Source organism: Xanthomonas sp. LMG 12459 (genome assembly GCF_009192905.1).
Lineage (GTDB): Bacteria > Pseudomonadota > Gammaproteobacteria > Xanthomonadales > Xanthomonadaceae > Xanthomonas_A > Xanthomonas_A sontii.
In genome coordinates, this window is the sequence record NZ_NSGT01000036.1 from 109,716 (window position 1) to 128,655 (window position 18,940).

Genomic DNA, 18,940 nt, shown 5'->3' on the forward strand with positions numbered 1-18,940 from the left:
CGACGCGTGGCTGGCGCAAGAACGCCGCTGATCCAGCGCAGCGGCACACGCTGCTTCTGCGCGAATCCATGCGGCCGACATGGCATCGGCATCGCACCACCTCGCTCTCCTGTAAGAGCGGCTTCAGCCGCGATGGCATTACCGGTAGCGCCTTGTCGCGCTGAAGCGTTCCTACAAGAAAGGCAGTAGGCCGTGCGTCGATGTCTTCGATGCACTGTGGCCGGGTCTTGCGGGCGATCGTGTCGCCTGCAGACGCGCCGTAGCGCGATACCGCGCTAGGGTTCGGCGGGCTCGGCGGCATCGCGGACGCTGGCGCGGTAGCCGCTCAGCGCCAGGCGCGCACGCGCGAACTCGGCGATCACCAGGGCGACCGCGACCACGGGGCGATCCAGCGTGCCGGTGCGCACGCCCGACTCGATGCGCAGCGCCGCCGCCGACAGCGCCAATGCGCCGAGGTTGGCGGCCGAGGACTTCAGCGTGTGTGCGGCCTCGCGCAGCGCGTCGCTCTGCGCCGTCGCCGCAGCCTGCTCCAGGCGCTGGATCAGCAGCGGCGCATCGGCCAGGAACAGCTCGACGATCTGCGCCACGCTGGCCGAGCCGATGACCTCGCGTAACTCGTCGAGCACGGCGATCTCCAGCACCGGCGCCGGCACCGCTGAGGGCGGTTCCGGATCGTCTGCCTCCGGCGCGGCGAGCGGCAGCGTCGACGTTGCGGTGGCGCCGCGCGATGCCAGGTCCTGTTCCAACGCAGGCGCTGCCGGGGGGACGTCGAGCGTGGCGTGATCGGGCGATGGCATCGAGGCGGTCGACGTGGTGGTGGGGCTGGACGCCGTGGCGGCGTCCGTCGTGTGCAGGGGGGTGTGGCGGGTGTCCTGCGGTTCGACGTGCACCGCGTCGGCGAGTGCATCCGCCGCTGGCCCGCTGGCGATCGCCGCGGACCCGTCCGCGGCTGCATCCGCCTCCGGCGCGAACGCCGCGCTGGCCGGCGCGGCCGCCGGCTGCAGCGGCAGCCAGCGCTGCAGGCAGTCCTCCAGCCGCGCGCGGTCGAGCGGCTTGGACAGGTAATCGTCCATGCCGGCATCGAGGCAGCGCTGGCGGTCGCCGGCCATCGCGTTGGCGGTCATCGCCACGATCGGCAGGCGCGGGCGCGACGCATCGGCCTCGCGCTGGCGCCACTGCCGGGTAGCGGCGTAGCCGTCCAGCACCGGCATCTGGCAGTCCATCATCACCAGGTCGTACGGCTGCCGCGACAACTGCGCCAATGCGGCGGCGCCGTCCTCGACGCTGTCGGCATGGTGGCCGAGCGATTCCAGCAACCGCCGCGCCACCATCAGGTTGACCGGATTGTCCTCGACCAGCAGCAGGCGGTAGCCGCTGCGCGGCGGCGGCGCGTCGGCCACGACGGTCGTCGGTTCCGCGGCGCGGGCCGGTGCGGGGGCATCCATGACGTCCGTCGCGAAGGCGTCGTGGTAGAACGCGTCGGCGGTGTCGGCGCCATCGCCAGCGGTCTCGCTGGCCAGGCTCGGCGTCGCCGGGGCCAGCGCCAGCATGCTGCGCAGGTCGATGTCCGCCGCCTGCCGCGACAGCAGCGCGCCGTGCGCGCGGATTTCCTCGGGAATGTCGGCCTCGCCGTACAGCCAGATCAGCCGCGCGGTCTGCGGCGCCGGCAGGCGCGCCACCGCGCGTTGCAGGGCGCGCGCGCTCTGCCGCAGTCCATCCAGGTCGCCGATCACCAGATCGTAGGTCGGGCGCACGCTACCGCCACTGCCGTTGCCGCGCAGCCGCTCCAGCGCCTCCTGGGTCGAATCGACCTTGCTCACCTGCACGCCCCAGTTCGGCAGCAGCACGCTCAGGCGCTGCTGCAGGCGCTGGTCGGCGCCGACCAGCAGCGCATGCAGCCGCGGCAGGCCGCCCGGATTCTGCGGCAGGTCGCCGATCACCTTCAGCAGCGGGATCTCGAACCAGAACGTGGCGCCATGGCCCTGCCGCGACGCCACGCCGATGCGCCCGCCCATCAGTTCGACGATGCGCTTGCAGATGGTCAGGCCCAGCCCGGTGCCGCCGTACAGGCGGGTGGTGGAGGCGTCGGCTTGGGTGAAGGCCTGGAACAGGTGCTCCTGGCGCTCGGCGCTGATGCCGATGCCGGTGTCGCGTACCTCGAAGCGCAGCAGGTGCTGTGCCGGGGTCTCGCCGAGCCGGCGCACGCCCAGGTCGATGCCGCCGCGCGCGGTGAACTTGACCGCGTTGCCGAGCAGGTTGCTCAGCACCTGGCGCAGGCGCACCGGATCGCCGCGCACCGGCAGGCGCACCGCCGGGTCCAGTTGCAGCGCCATGCGCAGGCCCTTGGCCTCGGCCGCGCGCTGCATCAGCTCCAGCACGCCGTCGAGCAGTTCGCGCAGGTTGAAGGTGGTGATCTCCAGCTCCAGCCGGTTCGCTTCCAGCTTGGAGTAGTCCAGGATGTCGTCGACGATGCGCAGCAGTTGCAGCGAGGAGGTGTTGGCCGCGCGCAGCATCTCGCGCTGGTCCAGGCCGAGCGGGCCGCGCCCGATCAGTTCCAGCATCGGGATGATGCCGTTGAGCGGGGTGCGGATTTCGTGGCTCATCGTCGCCAGGAACTCGCCCTTGGCCAGCACGGCGGCCTCGGCGGCCTGCTTGGCCTGCAGCAGTTCCTGTTCCAGCCGCTCGCGCACGTGCACGTCGTGTTGCAGGGCGTTGCGCTCGGACTCGGCCAGCGCGGCACGCGCCAGCGCCGCATCCAGGCGTTCGATCTGCTGGCGCGCGCGGCAGCCAGCCAGGGTGGCCAGCGCCGCGGCGGCGGCCATGCACAGCGGCGCCAACCAATGCCACAGCGGCGGCAACGGCAGCGCCAGCGGCGGCAGCGCCAGCAAGGTGCCGGCGACGGCGAGCGCCGCGGCGAAGGTCGCCGGCCGCGGGACGGGCCGACGTCTGCGGACGGACATGGCTAGAGCACCGCGTTCTGGAAGTCGAAGTTCAGCTGGTCGCCGACCGACTGCACCAGGTTGCCCTGGATGAAGTCGACCCCGCCCATCCACATCGCGGCCGCGGCCTGCGCCTGTTCGATCTGCTGGCCGATGATCAGCAGGCCGGCGCGGTGCGCCAGGTCGATGGTGGCGCGCAGCTGGTCGCGCAGTTCGGGATCGGCATGCGCGCCGGCGAAGCGTGCCGACAGGCGCAGATAACCCAGCGGCAGATGCGCCAGTAGCGCTTCGGCCTCGGCGCCCGGTTCGAACTGGCTGATGCAGAACTGCACGCCCAGCGGCATCAGCCGTGCGCAGAACTGCTGCAGCGTGGCGGTGTGGACCAGCGCATCGTCCAGGCGCAGGTCGATCACCAGCGAGGTGCCGGTGACGCCGCGCCGGCCGATGGTGTCGATCAGCCATTCGGCGAAGGCGGTGCGCGCCAGCGTGCGCGTGGACTGCGAGACGAACAGGCGCAGCGGCGGAGTGGCGTGCTGGTACAGATGCAGCAGGCCCAGCGCGTGGTCCAGCACCTGCTGGTCGAGGTCGGCGAGGCGTCCGCCGGCCTCGGCGGCCGGCAGCACCTGGCCGGCCGAGAGCAGGCTGCCGTCGCGCTGGCGCAGGCGCAGCAGCACCTGGTACTGGGCGATGTCGCCGCCGGCGACGGCGACGATCGGCTGGTAGGCCGGCTCCAGTTGTCCCTCCAGCATCGCGATGCGCTGCAGGTCCTCGTCCGTGCGCGGCGGCACGTAGGCGGCGATGCTCTGCGGATGCAGCCGCGCCTGCAGCGCGGTGCGTTCGACCGCTTCGAGCGCGCTGCCGGCGTCCTCGAAGCCATGGCCGAAGTCGGCGTAGCCGATCGCGCAGCGCAGGTGCAGCGCCTCGTCCTCGCGCAACGGGAAGGCGTGGCCGGACAGGGTGTCGCGCAGGCTCTGCGCGCGTTGCCGCTGCGCGTCGGCATCGGCGTCGTCGGCCAGCAGCAGGAAGCTATTGTCGTTGAGCCGCGCCAGCGGCTGCGGCGCGGTGATGCCGGCCAGGCGGCGCCCGGCCTGCACCATCAGCCGCTCGAACGCGGCGTAGCCATAGCGTTCGCGCAGGCCGAGCGCGCTGGCGATCTCGATGAAGTACAGGCTGCCGGGGCGGCGCGCGCGCAGCGTCGTGTCCAGCAACTGCAGCACGTGGGCGCGGGTCGGCAGGCCGGTCTCGGGGTTGTTCAGCGGCACCGCCTCGGCGTGGCCTTGCTGGGCCTGCTGGCGGGCGCGGCGGATGCGGTTGGAGACCGCGGCGATCAGGTGCCGCGGCCGGATCGGCTTGGTCAGGAAGTCGTCGGCGCCATTGTCGAGCACTTCGTATTCCAGTTCCGGATCGGCGTCGCCGGACAGGAACACGATCGGCAGCAGCTGGTGCTGTGGCTGCTGGCGGATCAGCGCGGTCAGGCGCATGCCGTCCAGTCCCGGCATGTGCAGGTCCATCAGGATCAGGTCCGGCCGGTAGTCGACGATGGCCTGCTGCACGCCTTCGGCCTGCATCTGCACCTGCGCATGCATGCCGGCGCCATGCAGCACGCTCTGCGCGAACAGCGCCTGCGCGCGGTCGTCCTCGACGATCAGCACGCGGTACGGCGCGGCCGCGGCCGGTGCGGCGGGATCGGAGGCGGCGTCGGCGACCACGAAGGCGGCCGCGTTGGCGTCGCCGGTGCCGTCGTCGTGCTCGCTGGCGGCCAGTGGCGTGGCGGCTGCCGCCAGTTCGGTGGGCACCGGAGCGGCCAGGCCGTCACCGGCGGCGGGATCGGCGGGCGCCGCGCGCTCCGCGTCGCCGACCCAGCGCCGCCAGTAGTGCGGCGGCGGGGTCTCGGCGCGGACATGGCGCGCGCGCGCGTCCTCGCGAGGGGAAAGCGGAGCGGTGTCGTTGGCGGGCATCGCGTCTGGTTCCTGGGGCGCGTCCAATTATGCGACGAAGTTCACGATGGCTGTGCGCCGGGGTGCGAGACGTTGCCGGCCGGTGCCGTCGGCGAGGCCAGCAGGCGGCGCATGCCCCGCCACAGCAGGCGCCATGTCCACCACACCAGCAACGCGCCGAGTGCGCTCGCCGCCAGCACGACGGCCAGCGCCAGCCACGGGTGCGCCAGGGCCAGGGCCAGCGCGGCGATCACCACCGAATCCTCGGCCAGCGAGGCGATCCAGTTGCTGGCCGGTTCCGGCGAGGTGTTGAGCAGGGCGCGGGTGCCGGCCTTGAGCGCGTGGCTGGTCAGCGCCACGCCCGCGCCGGTGGCCAGCGCGCCGGCGCTCAGCTGGCCGTCGGGCGAAAGCGTGGCCGCGGCCAGGAAGGCGCCGGCCGGAATCCGGGTCAGGGTCTGCAGCAGGTCCCACACCGAATCCACGCCGGGGATCTTGTCGGCGAAGAACTCGGCCAGCGCCAGCGCGCCGGAGGTGCCGAGCACCCACCACGACTGCGTCGCCTGCAGCGCCGGCGGCAGCTCCAGCCAGCCGAGCAGGCCGGCCAGGCCGATGCCGAACACGGTCAGGTAGACGCGGATGCCGGCCAGCCAGGCCAGCAGGATGCCGATTACGAAGAGATGGGCGTCGGTCATGGCAGGCGCTCCTGCAAAGCACGGATGCCGGCCACTATCGGCCAAGCCCGCCACGAAGGCCAGCCCGCGGCGCGGGCCGGCCGCGCAGTCCGGCGCCGCTCAGGAGGGTGGCTTACACTAGGTGGCCCAGCAGGCCGACCCGCGAGGATCGACGCCGGCGCCGCCTCGGTGGCGCGGCAGCGCGCATGAACCGACCCGTTCCCCGTTTCCAGATCGTGCCCAATGGCGCCGCGCCCCGCCGCGGCCGCGGGCTGTGGTTGTTGCTGGCCGGGCTGTGGCTGCTGTCGCTGGCCCTGACCTGGTGGCTGGCCAGCCGCCAGGCCGCGCCGCGACTCGGTGCGGTCAGCGCGCAGTTGCGCGAGGCCGAACGCAACCTGCAGGCGCAGCAGCGGCAGATCGAGACGCTCAACCAGCGCCAGGCGACCCTGGCCCGTTCCGACCAGATCAGCCGCGCCGCCAACAACGAGGTGCAGAGTTCGCTGGCCGAGCGCGACGAGGAGATCGCCGGGCTGCGGGCCGACGTGGCGTTCTACGAGCGCTTGGTCGGCGCGACCAGCCAGCGCAAGGGCCTGAGCGTGCATTCGGTGGAGTTCTCCGCCGAGGCCGGCGGCACCTGGCGCTACAACGTGGTGCTGACCCAGAATCTCAACCGTGGCGCGATCAGCCAGGGGCAACTGCGGCTGACCGTGGAAGGCGTGCGCGGCGGCAAACTGACCAGCGTCGGCTGGGACGAACTGCACCAGAAGACCGGTGTGCCCGGGCAGGACTACTCGTTCCGCTACTTCCAGCAACTGGACGGCAGCGTGATCCTGCCCAAGGGCTTCACCCCGCAACGGGTGCGGGTGGCATTGAGCGGCAGCGGGGCGCCGGTCAGCCAGACCTTCGATTGGACATTGGCCGGTAACGGCAAAGGGGAATAATCAGCCTATGTTTGGGAACAAGAACAGCCGCAACAGCGGCCAGACCGTGGTCGATACGCTGATCGGCGCGCAGGTGGTGATCCGCGGCGACCTGGTGTTCAGCGGCGGCCTCTACGTGGAAGGGCGCATCCTCGGCAAGGTCGTCGCCGAAGACGGCGCGCCGGCCACGCTGACCCTGTCCGAGCACGGCAGTATCGAGGGCGAGGTGCGCGCGCCGGTGGTGATCATCAACGGCCAGCTGATCGGCGACGTGCATGCCGCCGAGCGCGTGGAACTGGCGTCCAAGGCGCGGGTGCAGGGCAACGTGCACTACCAGGTGGTGGAGATGAACGCCGGCGCGCAGCTGACTGGGCGCCTGATCCACGCCGGCAGCCTGGCCGCGCTGGCGCCGCCGGAAGCGCACCGCGAGGCGGCCGGCGACGCCGAGCCGCCGCTCGCGCTCACCGCCGAGGCTTGATTCGGTCGTCCGCCGTCCCCATTCTCCTGCCATGAGCACTCTCGTCTCCCTGCCCGGCGCCGCGCCCACGCCCGATTACCAGTCCCTGGACCGGCCGTTGAACTTCACCGCGGCCGCCGCGGCCAAGGTGCGCGAGCTGATCCGCGAGGAAGGCAACGACGCGCTGGCGTTGCGCGTCTACATCCAGGGCGGCGGCTGTTCCGGCTTCCAGTACGGCTTCGAGTTCGACGAGAACCGCGCCGAGGACGATCTGGCGGTGCAGACCGACCAGGTCACCCTGCTGGTCGACCCGCTCAGCCTGCAATACCTGATGGGCGCGGAAGTGGATTACAGCGAAGGCCTGCACGGGGCGCAGTTCGTGATCCGCAATCCCAACGCCAAGACCACCTGCGGGTGCGGCAGCAGCTTCAGCGTGTAGACACGCTGCGGCTTGCGGGACGCACGGTTTGCCTGCACCCTGCGGCGCATGTCCGATCCGACGCCTGCCTCTTTCGCCTTCGCCGGTCCTGCGATCGACCGTGCCGATGCCGTACGCAACGACCCGGCCGCGCTGCGCCATGCCTGGGAACAGGCCAGGGTGCTGGTGCTGGAAGCCGATGGCCAGGCGCATGCCGATGCCGACGGACGCCCGCTGATCGCCAGCGCCGCCGCCCTGGGCGCGCTGGCAGAGCAGGCCATCTTCCTTGGCCTGGACCAGGATCAGGCCTGGTTCGCGCTGGCCGCCGACGCGCTGCCGCAGGCGCTGGCGCCGCCGCAGCGCATCGACCTGCGCCGCGCCGCGGCCGAGTGGCCGGCGCCGGAGGCGGGCCTGTTCGCCTACGCCCGCGCGATGCTGCACTGGCAATCGCGCACCCGCTTCTGCGGCGTGTGCGGCGGCACCATCGCGTTGCAGCGCGGCGGCTTCCTCGGCGTCTGCACGCAGTGCGCCAGCGAACACTATCCGCGGGTGGATCCGGCGGTGATCGTCGCGGTCAGCGATGGCCGGCGTCTGCTGCTGGGGCGCCAGGCGAGCTGGCCGGCGCGGCGCTACTCGGTGATCGCCGGCTTCGTCGAGCCCGGCGAATCGCTGGAACAGACGGTGGCGCGCGAGGTGGCCGAAGAGACCCAGGTGCGGGTGCGGCCGGGCAGCTGCCGTTACTACGGCGCGCAGCCGTGGCCGTTTCCTGGCGCGCTGATGCTGGGCTTCAGTGCGCAGGCGGAGGCGGACACGCCGCAGGTCGACGGCGAACTGGAAGACGCGCGCTGGTTCGAGCGCGAGGAGGTCGGCGCCGCGCTGGCGCGCCTGGCGGCGCAGGGCGACAGTGCCGACGATGGGCACGGCCTGCGTCTGCCGCCACACATCTCCATCGCCCGCGCGCTGATCGAGGATTGGTACCGGCACGGCGCGCCGGCCTGACCGCGCCGGCACGTTCCGCGCACCCGCTTCAGAACGGTCCCGGAGGACCTGCATGTTCACGACCCTCGTCGCTGTGATCGTCGCCCTGGTGCTGGGCCATGTCGCGCCCGGCATGGTGGCCTCGTTGCGCCGCTTCGACGCCTTCGGCGACTGGCTGAGCTGGCTGGACACGCATGCCGGCGAGGGCGGCGCCTGGCGCGGCCGCTACGGCATCGCGCTGGCGCTGCTGCCGCCGCTGCTGCTGGTCGGCCTGCTGCAGTGGCTGCTGGCCGCGCCGCACCTGGGCCTGCTGATCCTGCTGTTCGGGATCGTGGTGCTGGCCTTCAGCTGGGGCCCGCGCGACCTGGACACCGACGTCGAGGCGATCATCGACGCCGATGACGCCAGCGCGCGGCGCCTGGCGGTGGCGCAACTGCAGGCCGATGGCGGGCCGCTGCGTGAGGATCCGGCCGGGCTGGTCGAGGCGGTGGCGGTCAGCGCGCTGCGCCGCTGGTTCGCGGTGCTGTTCTGGTTCCTGTTGCTGGGGCCGTTCGGTGCGCTGGGTTATCGGCTGCTGGCGCTGGCCGCGGTCGGCCCCTATGCCGCGCGGCTGCCGCCGGCGACCGCCGCCGGCGCGCGCGCATTGCTGGCGGCGCTGGAATGGCCGGTGGCGCACCTGATGACCTTCTCGCTGGCCCTGGTCGGCAATTTCGAAGCGGTGTTCGGCGCCTGGCGCGCCGCCGGCGGCAAGCGGTGGCAACTGGACACCGGCTTCCTCGGGCCGGTGGCCTGCGCCAGCGTGCGCGGCGAACTCGATGCCGAGGCGCACGACTACAGCGACGCGGGCATGGTGGTGCCGGCGCTGCGGCGCCTGCCCGAACTGCGCGATGCGATGAGCCAGGTATGGCGGGTGCTGCTGCTGTGGCTGGTGCTGCTGGCGCTGCTGGTGATCGCCGGTTGGGTCAGCTGAGCCAGGCGCCGAGAATCGCCTACGCGCAGGCGCTTGCTCGCGCCCGGTGCGAATCGCAAGGTGTTGCGTCCGGCTAGTGCGGCGCCAGCAGGGTGAACGGGAACCACGGCAGGTTGCGCGCGATCCAGTAGCCCGGCAGGGCGACCAGCCAGAAATTCGGCCGCGAGACCACGCTCACGATTGGCGCAAACCAGGCCGCGCGCCAGCCGGCCTTCCAGGCGATCAGGCCCGGCAACAGGGCCAGGCCCAGCATCGCGCCGGGATTCATCGCGAACGCGCCGACCGGGTCCAGGTGCACCAGCGCATGCAGGGCGCGGGTCATGCCGCAGCCCGGGCAGTAATAGCCGGTGAGCGCATGGAACATGCACGGCGCGAACGGGTTGTTCGCGGCATTGGGATCGAAGCGGTACAGCAGCGTGGCGCCGCCGGCCGCGAACGCGGCGGCGGCGCCCAGGCACGCCCGTTGTTGCCAGGCGCGCATGCCGATCAGCTCGCGTGCTGCATCTGCTGCATGAACTCCATGTAGCCCTGCATGCCGCCGGTAGAGAGTTTGTAGGTGGTGAAGAGTATGCCGATGATGGCCAGCGCGGTGGTCACCCAGCACCAGGTCTTGGCGGTGTTGGAGGCGCGACGCGCACCCTCCAGGTCGCCCTGGTTGAGCAGGCCGTTGACCTTGCTGGAGAACACGATGGCGACGATGCCGGTGATCAACGACGGGCAGCAAAAGCAGAAGCCAAGCACCGTCGAGATGATCGCCCAGGCCAGATGGTTGGGGACCGGGCCGGGAGCGGGCGGCGGCGGCGTGACAGGGCTGACGGTGCTCATGTGGATCTCCTTGAGGGGTGGCGCACGGCAGTCGGTGAGTCTAGACGAGTCGCTGCGGTGCGGAGGTGGCGGGCCGTCAGTGCGGCGCGAGCAGCGTGAAGGGATACCAGGGCAGATTGCGCAGCAGCGCATAGCCGAGCAGCACCCATAGCCATAATCGCGGGTCGGCGAGGATCTTCAGCAGCGGCGCGAGCGGGCGCAGGCGTAGGCCGGCGGCGTTGAGCGCCATGATCGCCAGCAGCGGCAGTGCCACCACCAGCAGGGGATTGCTGGTCCAGGCATGGGCCAGGTCCAGGTGCACCAGCGCGTGCAGGCAGCGGGTACTGCCGCAGCCGGGGCAATACAGGCCGGTGAGGGCGCGAAACGGGCAGCCCGGTAGTGGATTGCCGGGGACATTCGGATCGATCCGACGCAGCACCACGGTGGCCACCACCGCGGCGCCGCTCAGTGCGACCAGCGGCAGCCAGCGGGGCAGGGACTGCAGGCGCTGAAGGGACATGGCAGGCGGACGATCGCGTGGCCGGCCGCCGTCGCAGGCGACGGCGGCCGCGGCGCTCAGGACATGGACGACTGCTGCATCATGCCCAGGCCGCCCAGGGCGAAGAGGAAGATCATGTACAGCACGATCAGCACCACCGAGGTGATCGCCGAGTAGATCGCCCACTTCTTGGCCTTGTCCGACGAATCGCGCGCACCGGCCACATCGCCCGCGGCGAGCTTGGTGTTGACCTGCGAGGCGTAGACGATGGACACGATGCCCAGCGGCAGACAGCAGAACAGCGTGGTCAGGATCGCCCAGACGAGGTTGTTGGACACTTGCGGTGCGGTGGTATTCATCCGTGTTACTCCGGTGGTTGGGTGGTGGAACGGGAAACGGTGGGGGTCAGTTGCCAGCCAGGCTGCCGATCGCCTCCAGCAGGATGGCCACGAAGATCCACACGACGACCAGGATCGGCGACGCGAGCGCCCACCAGCCGGCCTTGCGTGCGGCGGCGCGCGCGCCCTCGATGTCGCCGGCAGCGCGGCGGCCATCCACCTGCGCGGCGTAGACGATGGACACGATGCCCAGCGGCAGGCAGCAGAACAGCGTGGACAGGATCGCCCAGACCATGTTGTTGGGCACATAGACGCCCGCGTTGGGCGCTGCTGGTGGTTCGGGCTGGTTCACTGTCCGCTCGGTCCTTCGCATTGGACGCCACGGCCTGTGGCGTCTCCCCTGCGGTTAATTTACCCGAAGCGCGTGCCCAGGGCACCTGCGCCGCACTCAGGCGGCATCGCCACGCAGCCTCCTCACCTGCGCCTCCAGCGTCTCGGCGGTGGCCTGGGCCCCGGCCACCGGCGCATCGGCGATCACCTCGATGTGGGCGCGGAAACGCCGCGGCACGCGCATGCGCCGCAGTCGCGAATCGCGCTTGCTCCACATGCTGGTCCACATGTTGCGCAGCGCCATCGGCACCACCGGCACCGCGCGCCGGGCCAGGATCTTCTCCACGCCGGACTTGAACGCGGCGATCTCGCCGTCCTTGGTCAGCGCGCCTTCGGGGAAGATGCACACCAGCTCGCCCTCGGCCAGCGCGGCGTCGATGGCGTCGAACGCGCGCTGCATCAGCTCGGGATCCTCGCGCGCCCCGGCGATCGGAATCGCCTTGGCGGTGCGGAAGATCCAGCGCATCACCGGAATGTTGAAGATGCGGTAGTACATGACGAAACGCACCGGTCGCGGGATCGCCGCGGCCAGCACCAGCGCGTCCATGTAGCTGACGTGGTTGCACACGATCAGCGCCGCGCCCTCCTCCGGCACGTGGCGTTCGACGCCGTGCAGGCGCAGCCGGTACAGGGTGCGCACCATCAGCCAGCTGAGGAAGCGCATCAGGAACTCGGGCACGATGCTGAAGATCCAGATCGCCACCACCGCGTTGGCGATGGCCAGCGCCAGGAACACCTGCGGGATGCTCAGCCCGGGCATCGGGATGCGCACGCCGAACAGGTGCAACTGCTGCATCTGCAGGGCGATGCCGATCATCGCGGCCAGCACGATGAACAGCGAGTTCTGGATGTTGAGCCCGGCGATGACGCGCGACAGTTCCGCCTTCGGCGTACGGCTCTGGATCAGCGCGAACAGCGGCACCACGAACAGGCCGGTGCACAGGCCGATGCCGACCAGGTCGAGCATGATCCGCCAGCTGCCGGCCTGGTGGACGAACTGGCCGATGCCCAGGCCGGTCTGCAGCGCGGCGCCGGGCCGGGCGAAGTACAGGTCGAGCATGAAGGCGCTGATGCCGAACGCGCCCAGCGGCACCAGGCCGATTTCCACGGTGCGCCCGGACAGCTTCTCGCACAGCAGCGAGCCGGTGCCGGTGCCGATCGAGAACAGCGCCAGGGCGAAGATGTACAGGTCCTGCGCGCCGCCCAGGTTGAGTTCGGCGTAGGTCGGCAATTGCGCGGTGAGCACGGTGCCGACGAACCAGAACCAGGACACGCCGAGCACGGCGTTGCGCACCGCCAGCTGGCGCCGGGTCAGGCGCATGATCGCCAGCGATTCCGGCAGCGGGTTCCAGTTGATCTTCAGCTCGGGGGCGCTGGCGTCGACCTTGGGGATGCAGCGCGCCATCAGGTTGCCGGTGACCGCCAGCGCGACCACCGCGGTGGCCGCGGCCACCGGCCCGTGGCTGCCGGCGATCTGGAAGATCAGCCCACCCAGGATCATGCCGCACAGGATCGAGATCGAGGTGCCCATCTCGACCAGGCCGTTGCCGCCGGTCAGTTCCTCCGGCTTGAGCACCGACGGCAGGATCGAATACTTCACCGGCCCGAACAGGGTCGACTGCAGGCCGGTGCAGAACAGCGCCACCAGCAGCACCGCCATGTTCTCGGTCAGGAAGCCGACCGCGGCCAGCGACATGATGCCGATCTCCATCGTGGTGGTGATGACCACCAGCCGCGACTTCTCCAGCTTCTCGGCGATCTGCCCGGCCAGCGAGGAGAACAGGAAGTACGGCAGGATGAACAGTGCCGGCGCCAGGTTGGTGTACAGCGTGCGCTGCTCCGGGGTCACGCCCAGATAGAACAGCAGGCCGATGATCGCCTGCCGGTACACGTTGTCGTTGAACGCGCCCAGCGACTGGACCACGAAGAACGGCAGAAAGCGGCGTTGCCGCAACAGGGCGAACTGGCTGTGGGCGGACATGCAGGCTCCTTTGCGAACGCGCGCAGCCTAGCAGGTTCGCCGCGCGCGCAGGCGCGGCGCGCGGCGGCCGGTGCTGGCGCTGTCGGTTGCGGCCTGCAGGGCGTCGCGCTGGGCGCGCAGCAGGGCGATGAAGGCGCGTGCGGCCGGGGTCGGATCCGGCCGCCACACGGCATAAGTGAGGAAGCGGAAGCGCTCGCGCAATGCCACCGTCGCCACACCGTGCATGCCGGTGGCCATGGTCTGCGGCACCACCGCCAGGCCCAGGTCCTCGGCCACCAGTTGCCGCTGCAGGTCGGCGTGGGTGACCTCGTACTGCAGGCGCTGGCGCAGGCCGGCGGCGGCGAAGGCGCGGTCGATGATGCCGCGCACGCCGGCGCCGGGGATCAGCCCGGCCATCGGCGCGTCTTCCAGGTCGCGCAGGGAGACCTGGCGGCGCGCGGCGAAGCGGTTGCCAGGTGCGGCGATCAGCGCCAGCGGTTCCTCGTGCAGCAGCAGGTGTTGCGGCGGCAGCGCCACGTGCGGGCCGACCCCGACCAGTGCCACGTCGAGCCGGCCTTCGCCCAGTTCCAGCAGCAGCGCATCGCTCATGCCGGTGCGCAGGTGCACGTCCACCGCGCTGTGCGCCTCGCGGAAGCGGCGCAGCACCGCCGGCACCTGCACCGCGTTCAACGAGGAGATCTGCCCGATCTGCAGGCGGCCGCGCACCGTGCCCAGGGTCTGGGCCATTTCCTCGTGCAGGCGTTCGGCGGCGCGCAGGGTGGCGCGCGCGTTGTGCAGGAACACCTCGCCGGCGGCGGTGGCCCGCACGTGGCGCGCCCCGCGCTCGAACAGGCGCGCGCCCAGCGCCTGCTCGATCTTGGCGATCTGGTGGCTCAGCGCCGACTGCACGGTGTGGCAACGGCGCGCGGCCGCGGTGAAGCTGCCTTCCTCGGCGACGGCGACGGCGAATTCGAGCTGGCGCAGGGTCAGCATGGCGCTGCCTGGCGCGCACGGTGGCTATGCCGCAGCCGATCCGCGCCGGGGCTGCATGCGCCACGCGCCGTCTGTCGCAGTGCCCGCCTCATGCTGTGCGCCCGAGCCGCTTGCGCCATTGCTGACGCAGCCACAGGCGGATGTTGTAGCGGCGCTTGCGGCTCATGAACGGGTAGCGCAGGGTGATGCCGAGCAGGCCGCGCAGCGTGTCCAGCCGCGGCGCCTGCGCGGGCAGGGCGTCGCAGCGCACCGAGATGCGGTCGCAGCCGGCGTCGTGGGTGCGGTGGATGACGTCGGCACGCATGATCAGCAGGTCGCCGACCGCGAGGTGCGGCACCACCTTGTGCGCTTCCAGGTCGAAGCCGATCTTCCAGCCGGGGCTGGCGTCGTACAGATCCTCGATCGCGTACCAGTCGCCGATGGCCAGGGCCTCGCCAGGAAAGCGCAGCCGGAACCAGTCCAGCGTGTCGGCCTCCACGCAGCGGAAGCGCAGCGCGCCGCGGCCCTGGATGCGCTGGTGCAGCTGCGGATCCAGGCGCGCGACCACGTCGTCGGCGACGATGGCCACGTTGGCCAGGACGGCATCGGGCTTGCGCACCGGCATGTAGCAGATCAGGTAGTTGCGGTGGTCGCCATGCAGGAAATAGCTGAAGTGGTCCAGGTGCCAGTTGAGCGCGCCGCCCGGCGCGGTCTTCGGATCGCGGTGCTGGTCGAACGGCAGACGCAGGCTCGGCGCAGCATGGCTTTCGCGGATGCGGATGGCGCAGTAGCCGAAGCGGTCGACGGCGATCGCCAGGCCCATGGCCGCGGCCACCGCCGGCACGGTGGCGGCGATGCGGGCCTGGATGCGCTGCATGTCCGCCGGCGGCAGGTCGCCGATCACGCCGTCGTGGAACTTCTCGGCGCCTTCCAGGAAGCGCAGCAGGCTGTCGGGAATGTCGCCGTCGCCCAGGAAGCCGCGGACCACCGCATACCCGTGCTGCTGCAGCGCCTCGGCGATGTCGGTGCTGGGCATGGTGCGGGTTCCTTCGGCGCGGGGGCGGTGGTGGGGCGGCGCTCCAGTCCGGACGCCGCCTGCGTTCGAAGCGGCGGCCCCGGCGAACCGGCCGGCCTGTCGGCGCGGAAATCACACTATCTCGAAAACAGATGGCAGTGGTGAAAAAAATGCGTTTGAAAGATCGCTGCCACCGCCACAGACTGCGCCCCTCCCCACGATCCGGTGTCCGTCCATGGAAACGACCTCGCATCCGCCGATGCGCCGCGGCCTGGTGCTGCTGATGGCCACCGCCACCGGCCTGGCGGTGGCCAGCAACTACTACGCGCAGCCGCTGCTGGAGGTGCTGGCGCAGACCTTCGCCATCGACGTGCGCCGCGCCGGTGCGGTGGTCACCACCGCGCAGTTGGCCTACGCCGCCGGCCTGCTGTTCCTGGTGCCGCTGGGCGATCGTTTCGAGCGCCGCAGCCTGATCGTCGGCCTGTACGCGCTCAGCGCGGTCGGCCTGCTGGTCAGCGCGATGGCGCACAGCTTCGCGTTGCTGCTGCTCGGCACCTTGATCACCGGCCTGAGTTCGGTGGCGGCGCAGATCCTGGTGCCGTTCGCCGCGACCTTGGCCGCGCCGCACGAGCGCGGCCGGGTCATCGGCACGGTGATGAGCGGGCTGCTGCTGGGCATCCTGCTGGCGCGCACGGCCTCCGGCCTGCTGGCCGGGATCGGCGGCTGGCACACCGTGTACTGGGTCGCGGCGGTGCTGATCCTGGTGGCCTCGGGGCTGCTGTGGCGCGGCCTGCCGCGGCACCCGGGCAACCCGCACCTGTCCTATCCGCACCTGATCGGTTCGGTGCTGGCGCTGCTGCGCGACGAGCCGGTGCTGCGCGCGCGCTCGGTGCTGGGCGGGCTGCTGTTCGCCGGCTTCAGCATGTTCTGGACCACCCTGGCGTTCCTGCTGTCCGGCCCGGATTACCGCTACGGCACCGCGACCATCGGCCTGTTCGGGCTGATCGGCGCGGCCGGCGCCTTCGCCGCCAACCTGTCCGGCAAGCTGTCCGACCGCGGCGCCGGCCATCTGGTCGGCTGGGGCGGCCTGGTCATGCTGCTGCTGTCGTGGTTGCTGTTGCTCGGTGCGCCGCACTCGCTGTGGCTGCTGATCGCCGGGGTGGTGCTGCTGGACGTGGCGGTGCAGGGCGTGCACATCGGCAACCAGAGCGTGATCTATCAACTGGATCCGGCCGCGCGCAACCGCATCACCTCGGCCTACGTCACCTGCTATTTCATCGGCGGTGCGATCGGATCCAGCCTCGGCACCGCGGCCTATGCCTACGCCGGTTGGCGCGGGGTGGCGCTCGGCGGTGCGGCGCTGGCGGTGGTGGCGCTGCTGTGGATGGGCCTCAGCGTGCGGCCGGGGCGGCAAGCGCCGACGCCGGCGCCGGCGGCACCGTCGCGGCAGTGACCGCCTGCGCGGCGTCGCGCAGCTTGGGCAGCAGGCGCAGGGTCAGCGCGAGCTGGTTGCGCACCAGCCGGCGCTTGGCCTCGTCGATGCCGTCCTCGCGCTCCAGCGCCTCGGCCAGTGCGATCTCGGCCGGCTCGTCGGCGGCCGGCAGCGCACGTCGTTCCGCAAGCGCGTCGGCCAGCGCGCCCAGCGCCTGCGGCAGGTAGTCGCCGGCGCGGGCGATGTCTGGATCGGTCTCGCCGGCCAGCGCCGCCCGATGCGCGCCCAGCGCCGACAGATAGCCGAGCAGGGTGTTGGACAAAGCCAGGAAGCGGAAGCCGGCATCCAGGTTGCGGCGGTAGCGGCCGGGCTCGCGCAGCATGTTCGACAGCGCCACCGACAGCGCGGCGTCGGCGTTGTGCATGTCGCGGCGGGCGATGCGGTAGGGCAGGTCGTCGCGCATGCCGCTGCGGTACTGCTCCAGCACCTGCGCCAGGTAGCGCGCGCTGCTGGACAGCACCGTCGCCAGCACCTGGTTGAGGCGCCGGCCCTGCCAGTCCGGCAGGATCAGGAACGAGGCGGCGGCGGCGATCGCGCAGCCGATCAGGGTGTCGAGCAGGCGCGGCCAGATCAGCATGAAGCCGTCGCCGATCAGGTTGAAGCAGAACAGCGCCATCACCGTGATCGCCGCGGTGGCGAGCATGTAGCGGTCGGTGCGGGTGACGAAGAACACCAGCGTGCCGAGCAGGGCGAACAGCAACTGCAGCTCGGTGCCCGGGAACAGCTGCATCAGCGCCCACGCCGCGCCCAGGCCGATCAGGGTGCCGGCGATGCGCTGGGCCAGGCGCAGGCGGGTGGCGCCGTAGTTGGGCCGGCACACGAAGGCGGTGGTCAGCAGAATCCAGTAGCCGTTGCTGGCGTGGATCGACTGCATGATGGCGTAGCCCAGCACCAGCGCGATCGCCATGCGCAGGCCGTGCCGGAACAGCACCGAGCCGGGCGTGAGCTGCTGGCCCAGGCGCCGCAGCATCTCGCGCAGCGTGTGCGGCGACGAGTCGCGCAGGCGGGTGTCGAGGGTGTCGCTGGTGGTGTCCGATTGCGCGGCCTCGGCCAGGCGCCGCTCGATGCTGTGCAGGTTGGTCACCAGCAATTCCAGCGAGCCGAGCAGCCGCGCCTGCCGTGGGTCGCCACGGGCGTGCAGGAAATCCAGCGACTCGCGCAGGTCGGTGGTGGCCTGCTGGGTCTGCTCGCCGTAGTCGAACGGCTGCCGCAACCGGATCGCCTCGCCCAGCGCCGCGCAGGCCTTGCCCTGCAGGGCCAGCAGGCGCTGGCAGCGGTACAGCACGTCGCTGTGGAAGAACGCGTCGGTCAGCGCCTCGTACGGGTAGTGCGAGGAACTGGCGCGCTCGTGGAAGTCCTGCGCCATGTAGTACAGGCGGAAATACAGGCCCGACTGCACGCCGGGCCGGCCGGAGCGGCCGAAGCGGCTGATGATCGCGGTCTTGGCCGCGTTGAGTGCGGCCACCACCCGCGCGTTCTGCTCGGCCAGCGCCAGCCGCCGCGCGTGCAGGTCGCTCTGCCGCACCGGCTCGAACAGGGCCGCCTTGAGCCGCAGGTAGCGGCCCAACTCCAGGTACAGCCGCGACAACCGCTCGCGCACCGGCCGGTTGGCGAACAGCACCGTCCACAGCACCGACAGCACCGCGTACCAGCCGGCGCCGAGCAGCAGCAAGGCCACGCCGTGCCAGGCGTTGCCGCCGACGTGGCCGTTCTGGGTGCCGTGATCCAGGCCGATCATCGCGTAGATCGCCAGCGCCACCGTGGCCTGGGCGATGGAGGCGTAGCGTTCGCCGAGCGCGCCGAGCAGGGTCAGGGCGAAGGTGGACAGCGCCAGGCCGGCCGCGAACGGCCACGGATACGGGAACAGCAGTACCACCGCGGCCGCGGCGGCGGCGAAGCACAGCAGCGACAGCAGCACCGACTTGATCCGGCCCAGCCAGTTGTCGTCGGTTTCGGCGATGGCGCTGGCGATGGTGCCCAGGAAGATCGCCGGCAGCGCCTCCAATTGCTGCAGGTGCCAGCACACGCCCATCGCCACCGCCAGCGCGATGAACACGCGCAGCCCGTAGCTGGCCTTTTCGTGGGCCCACAGGCGGCTGAGGCGGGTTTCGATCGAGGGGGTCGGCACGGCGACACGATAGCGCACCGTCGCTGTATGCGATCCCCCTCGGGAGGGTGGA

General features: G+C 71.2%; 18 protein-coding genes. 6 read left to right on the plus strand and 12 right to left on the minus strand.

From position 1 onward, the window contains the following. Window positions 1-275: 275 nt before the first annotated feature. The 3 genes from CEK65_RS10110 to CEK65_RS10120 are packed head-to-tail and all read right to left on the minus strand — an operon-like array spanning window position 276 to window position 5,568. The gene (locus CEK65_RS10110; protein WP_152181624.1) at window positions 276-2,960 is read right to left on the minus strand and encodes a hybrid sensor histidine kinase/response regulator; all 2,685 of its coding nucleotides are present in this window, start codon (window positions 2,958-2,960) and stop codon (window positions 276-278) included. A gap of 2 nt (window positions 2,961-2,962) precedes the next feature. Continuing rightward, complete coding sequence (locus tag CEK65_RS10115; RefSeq protein WP_152181625.1) at window positions 2,963-4,897, minus strand: EAL domain-containing protein; 1,935 nt, start codon at window positions 4,895-4,897, stop codon at window positions 2,963-2,965. A gap of 41 nt (window positions 4,898-4,938) precedes the next feature. Next, a complete protein-coding gene (locus tag CEK65_RS10120) occupies window positions 4,939-5,568 on the minus strand; it encodes a DUF4126 domain-containing protein (protein WP_017912459.1) in 630 nt (209 codons plus the stop codon). 185 nt (window positions 5,569-5,753) lie between these two features. On the opposite strand from CEK65_RS10120, the gene CEK65_RS10125 reads away from it, so the two are divergent. The 5 genes from CEK65_RS10125 to CEK65_RS10145 are packed head-to-tail and all read left to right on the plus strand — an operon-like array spanning window position 5,754 to window position 9,290. Continuing rightward, entirely contained in the window at window positions 5,754-6,488 is a 735-nt protein-coding gene (locus CEK65_RS10125) for a DUF6776 family protein (protein ID WP_152181626.1), read from the plus strand. A gap of 7 nt (window positions 6,489-6,495) precedes the next feature. Next, the gene (locus CEK65_RS10130; protein ID WP_017915509.1) at window positions 6,496-6,945 is read left to right on the plus strand and encodes a polymer-forming cytoskeletal protein; all 450 of its coding nucleotides are present in this window, start codon (window positions 6,496-6,498) and stop codon (window positions 6,943-6,945) included. Between the two features lie 31 nt (window positions 6,946-6,976). Then, window positions 6,977-7,363, plus strand: a complete 387-nt coding sequence (gene erpA / locus CEK65_RS10135) for an iron-sulfur cluster insertion protein ErpA (protein ID WP_017908990.1) — start codon at window positions 6,977-6,979, stop codon at window positions 7,361-7,363. A 48-nt stretch (window positions 7,364-7,411) separates the two neighbouring features. Further along, the gene (gene nudC / locus CEK65_RS10140; RefSeq protein ID WP_152181627.1) at window positions 7,412-8,341 is read left to right on the plus strand and encodes an NAD(+) diphosphatase; all 930 of its coding nucleotides are present in this window, start codon (window positions 7,412-7,414) and stop codon (window positions 8,339-8,341) included. 52 nt (window positions 8,342-8,393) lie between these two features. Next, window positions 8,394-9,290, plus strand: coding sequence for a hypothetical protein (locus CEK65_RS10145; protein ID WP_152181628.1), 897 nt, complete (start codon window positions 8,394-8,396; stop codon window positions 9,288-9,290). A 73-nt stretch (window positions 9,291-9,363) separates the two neighbouring features. On the opposite strand, the gene CEK65_RS10150 is transcribed toward CEK65_RS10145, so the two are convergent. The 8 genes from CEK65_RS10150 to CEK65_RS10185 all read right to left on the minus strand — a co-directional run bounded on the left by CEK65_RS10150 (window position 9,364) and on the right by CEK65_RS10185 (window position 15,289). Then, entirely contained in the window at window positions 9,364-9,771 is a 408-nt protein-coding gene (locus tag CEK65_RS10150) for a DUF2752 domain-containing protein (protein WP_152181629.1), read from the minus strand. A gap of 5 nt (window positions 9,772-9,776) precedes the next feature. Continuing rightward, complete coding sequence (locus tag CEK65_RS10155) at window positions 9,777-10,115, minus strand: CD225/dispanin family protein (RefSeq protein WP_026144348.1); 339 nt, start codon at window positions 10,113-10,115, stop codon at window positions 9,777-9,779. Window positions 10,116-10,191: 76 nt separating this feature from the next. Further along, complete coding sequence (locus CEK65_RS10160) at window positions 10,192-10,614, minus strand: DUF2752 domain-containing protein (RefSeq protein WP_043093564.1); 423 nt, start codon at window positions 10,612-10,614, stop codon at window positions 10,192-10,194. A 56-nt stretch (window positions 10,615-10,670) separates the two neighbouring features. Beyond that, the gene (locus CEK65_RS10165) at window positions 10,671-10,952 is read right to left on the minus strand and encodes a CD225/dispanin family protein (protein ID WP_148829499.1); all 282 of its coding nucleotides are present in this window, start codon (window positions 10,950-10,952) and stop codon (window positions 10,671-10,673) included. Window positions 10,953-10,998: 46 nt separating this feature from the next. Beyond that, window positions 10,999-11,226, minus strand: coding sequence for a CD225/dispanin family protein (locus CEK65_RS10170; RefSeq protein WP_017915514.1), 228 nt, complete (start codon window positions 11,224-11,226; stop codon window positions 10,999-11,001). 153 nt (window positions 11,227-11,379) lie between these two features. After that, window positions 11,380-13,302 (minus strand): MFS transporter, encoded by a 1,923-nt coding sequence (locus tag CEK65_RS10175; protein ID WP_152181630.1) that lies wholly within the window; start codon window positions 13,300-13,302, stop codon window positions 11,380-11,382. Between the two features lie 27 nt (window positions 13,303-13,329). Next, on the minus strand, window positions 13,330-14,274 hold the full coding sequence (locus CEK65_RS10180) for a LysR family transcriptional regulator (RefSeq protein WP_043093558.1): 945 nt from the start codon (window positions 14,272-14,274) through the stop codon (window positions 13,330-13,332). An 88-nt stretch (window positions 14,275-14,362) separates the two neighbouring features. Then, entirely contained in the window at window positions 14,363-15,289 is a 927-nt protein-coding gene (locus CEK65_RS10185) for a hypothetical protein (protein WP_152181631.1), read from the minus strand. A gap of 214 nt (window positions 15,290-15,503) precedes the next feature. Here CEK65_RS10185 and CEK65_RS10190 point away from each other — a divergent pair, with 214 nt between their 5' ends. Beyond that, window positions 15,504-16,721 (plus strand): MFS transporter, encoded by a 1,218-nt coding sequence (locus CEK65_RS10190; protein ID WP_152181632.1) that lies wholly within the window; start codon window positions 15,504-15,506, stop codon window positions 16,719-16,721. Here CEK65_RS10190 and yccS read toward each other — a convergent pair. Then, window positions 16,660-18,888 (minus strand): YccS family putative transporter, encoded by a 2,229-nt coding sequence (gene yccS, locus CEK65_RS10195; RefSeq protein ID WP_152181633.1) that lies wholly within the window; start codon window positions 18,886-18,888, stop codon window positions 16,660-16,662. The two genes, CEK65_RS10190 and yccS, sit on opposite strands and share 62 nt — an antisense overlap. Window positions 18,889-18,940: the final 52 nt, after the last annotated feature.

Coding starts and splice junctions, on each gene's coding strand:
- CEK65_RS10115 (WP_152181625.1), bottom strand. CDS start 4,897: ATGCCCGCCAACGACACCGCTCCGCTTTCCCCTCGCGAGGACGCGCGC.
- CEK65_RS10170 (WP_017915514.1), bottom strand. CDS start 11,226: ATGGTCTGGGCGATCCTGTCCACGCTGTTCTGCTGCCTGCCGCTGGGC.
- CEK65_RS10160 (WP_043093564.1), bottom strand. CDS start 10,614: ATGTCCCTTCAGCGCCTGCAGTCCCTGCCCCGCTGGCTGCCGCTGGTC.
- CEK65_RS10165 (WP_148829499.1), bottom strand. CDS start 10,952: ATGAATACCACCGCACCGCAAGTGTCCAACAACCTCGTCTGGGCGATC.
- CEK65_RS10145 (WP_152181628.1), top strand. CDS start 8,394: ATGTTCACGACCCTCGTCGCTGTGATCGTCGCCCTGGTGCTGGGCCAT.
- CEK65_RS10190 (WP_152181632.1), top strand. CDS start 15,504: ATGGAAACGACCTCGCATCCGCCGATGCGCCGCGGCCTGGTGCTGCTG.
- CEK65_RS10120 (WP_017912459.1), bottom strand. CDS start 5,568: ATGACCGACGCCCATCTCTTCGTAATCGGCATCCTGCTGGCCTGGCTG.
- CEK65_RS10180 (WP_043093558.1), bottom strand. CDS start 14,274: ATGCTGACCCTGCGCCAGCTCGAATTCGCCGTCGCCGTCGCCGAGGAA.
- CEK65_RS10185 (WP_152181631.1), bottom strand. CDS start 15,289: ATGCCCAGCACCGACATCGCCGAGGCGCTGCAGCAGCACGGGTATGCG.
- erpA (WP_017908990.1), top strand. CDS start 6,977: ATGAGCACTCTCGTCTCCCTGCCCGGCGCCGCGCCCACGCCCGATTAC.
- nudC (WP_152181627.1), top strand. CDS start 7,412: ATGTCCGATCCGACGCCTGCCTCTTTCGCCTTCGCCGGTCCTGCGATC.
- CEK65_RS10130 (WP_017915509.1), top strand. CDS start 6,496: ATGTTTGGGAACAAGAACAGCCGCAACAGCGGCCAGACCGTGGTCGAT.
- CEK65_RS10175 (WP_152181630.1), bottom strand. CDS start 13,302: ATGTCCGCCCACAGCCAGTTCGCCCTGTTGCGGCAACGCCGCTTTCTG.
- CEK65_RS10155 (WP_026144348.1), bottom strand. CDS start 10,115: ATGAGCACCGTCAGCCCTGTCACGCCGCCGCCGCCCGCTCCCGGCCCG.
- CEK65_RS10125 (WP_152181626.1), top strand. CDS start 5,754: ATGAACCGACCCGTTCCCCGTTTCCAGATCGTGCCCAATGGCGCCGCG.
- CEK65_RS10150 (WP_152181629.1), bottom strand. CDS start 9,771: ATGCGCGCCTGGCAACAACGGGCGTGCCTGGGCGCCGCCGCCGCGTTC.
- CEK65_RS10110 (WP_152181624.1), bottom strand. CDS start 2,960: ATGTCCGTCCGCAGACGTCGGCCCGTCCCGCGGCCGGCGACCTTCGCC.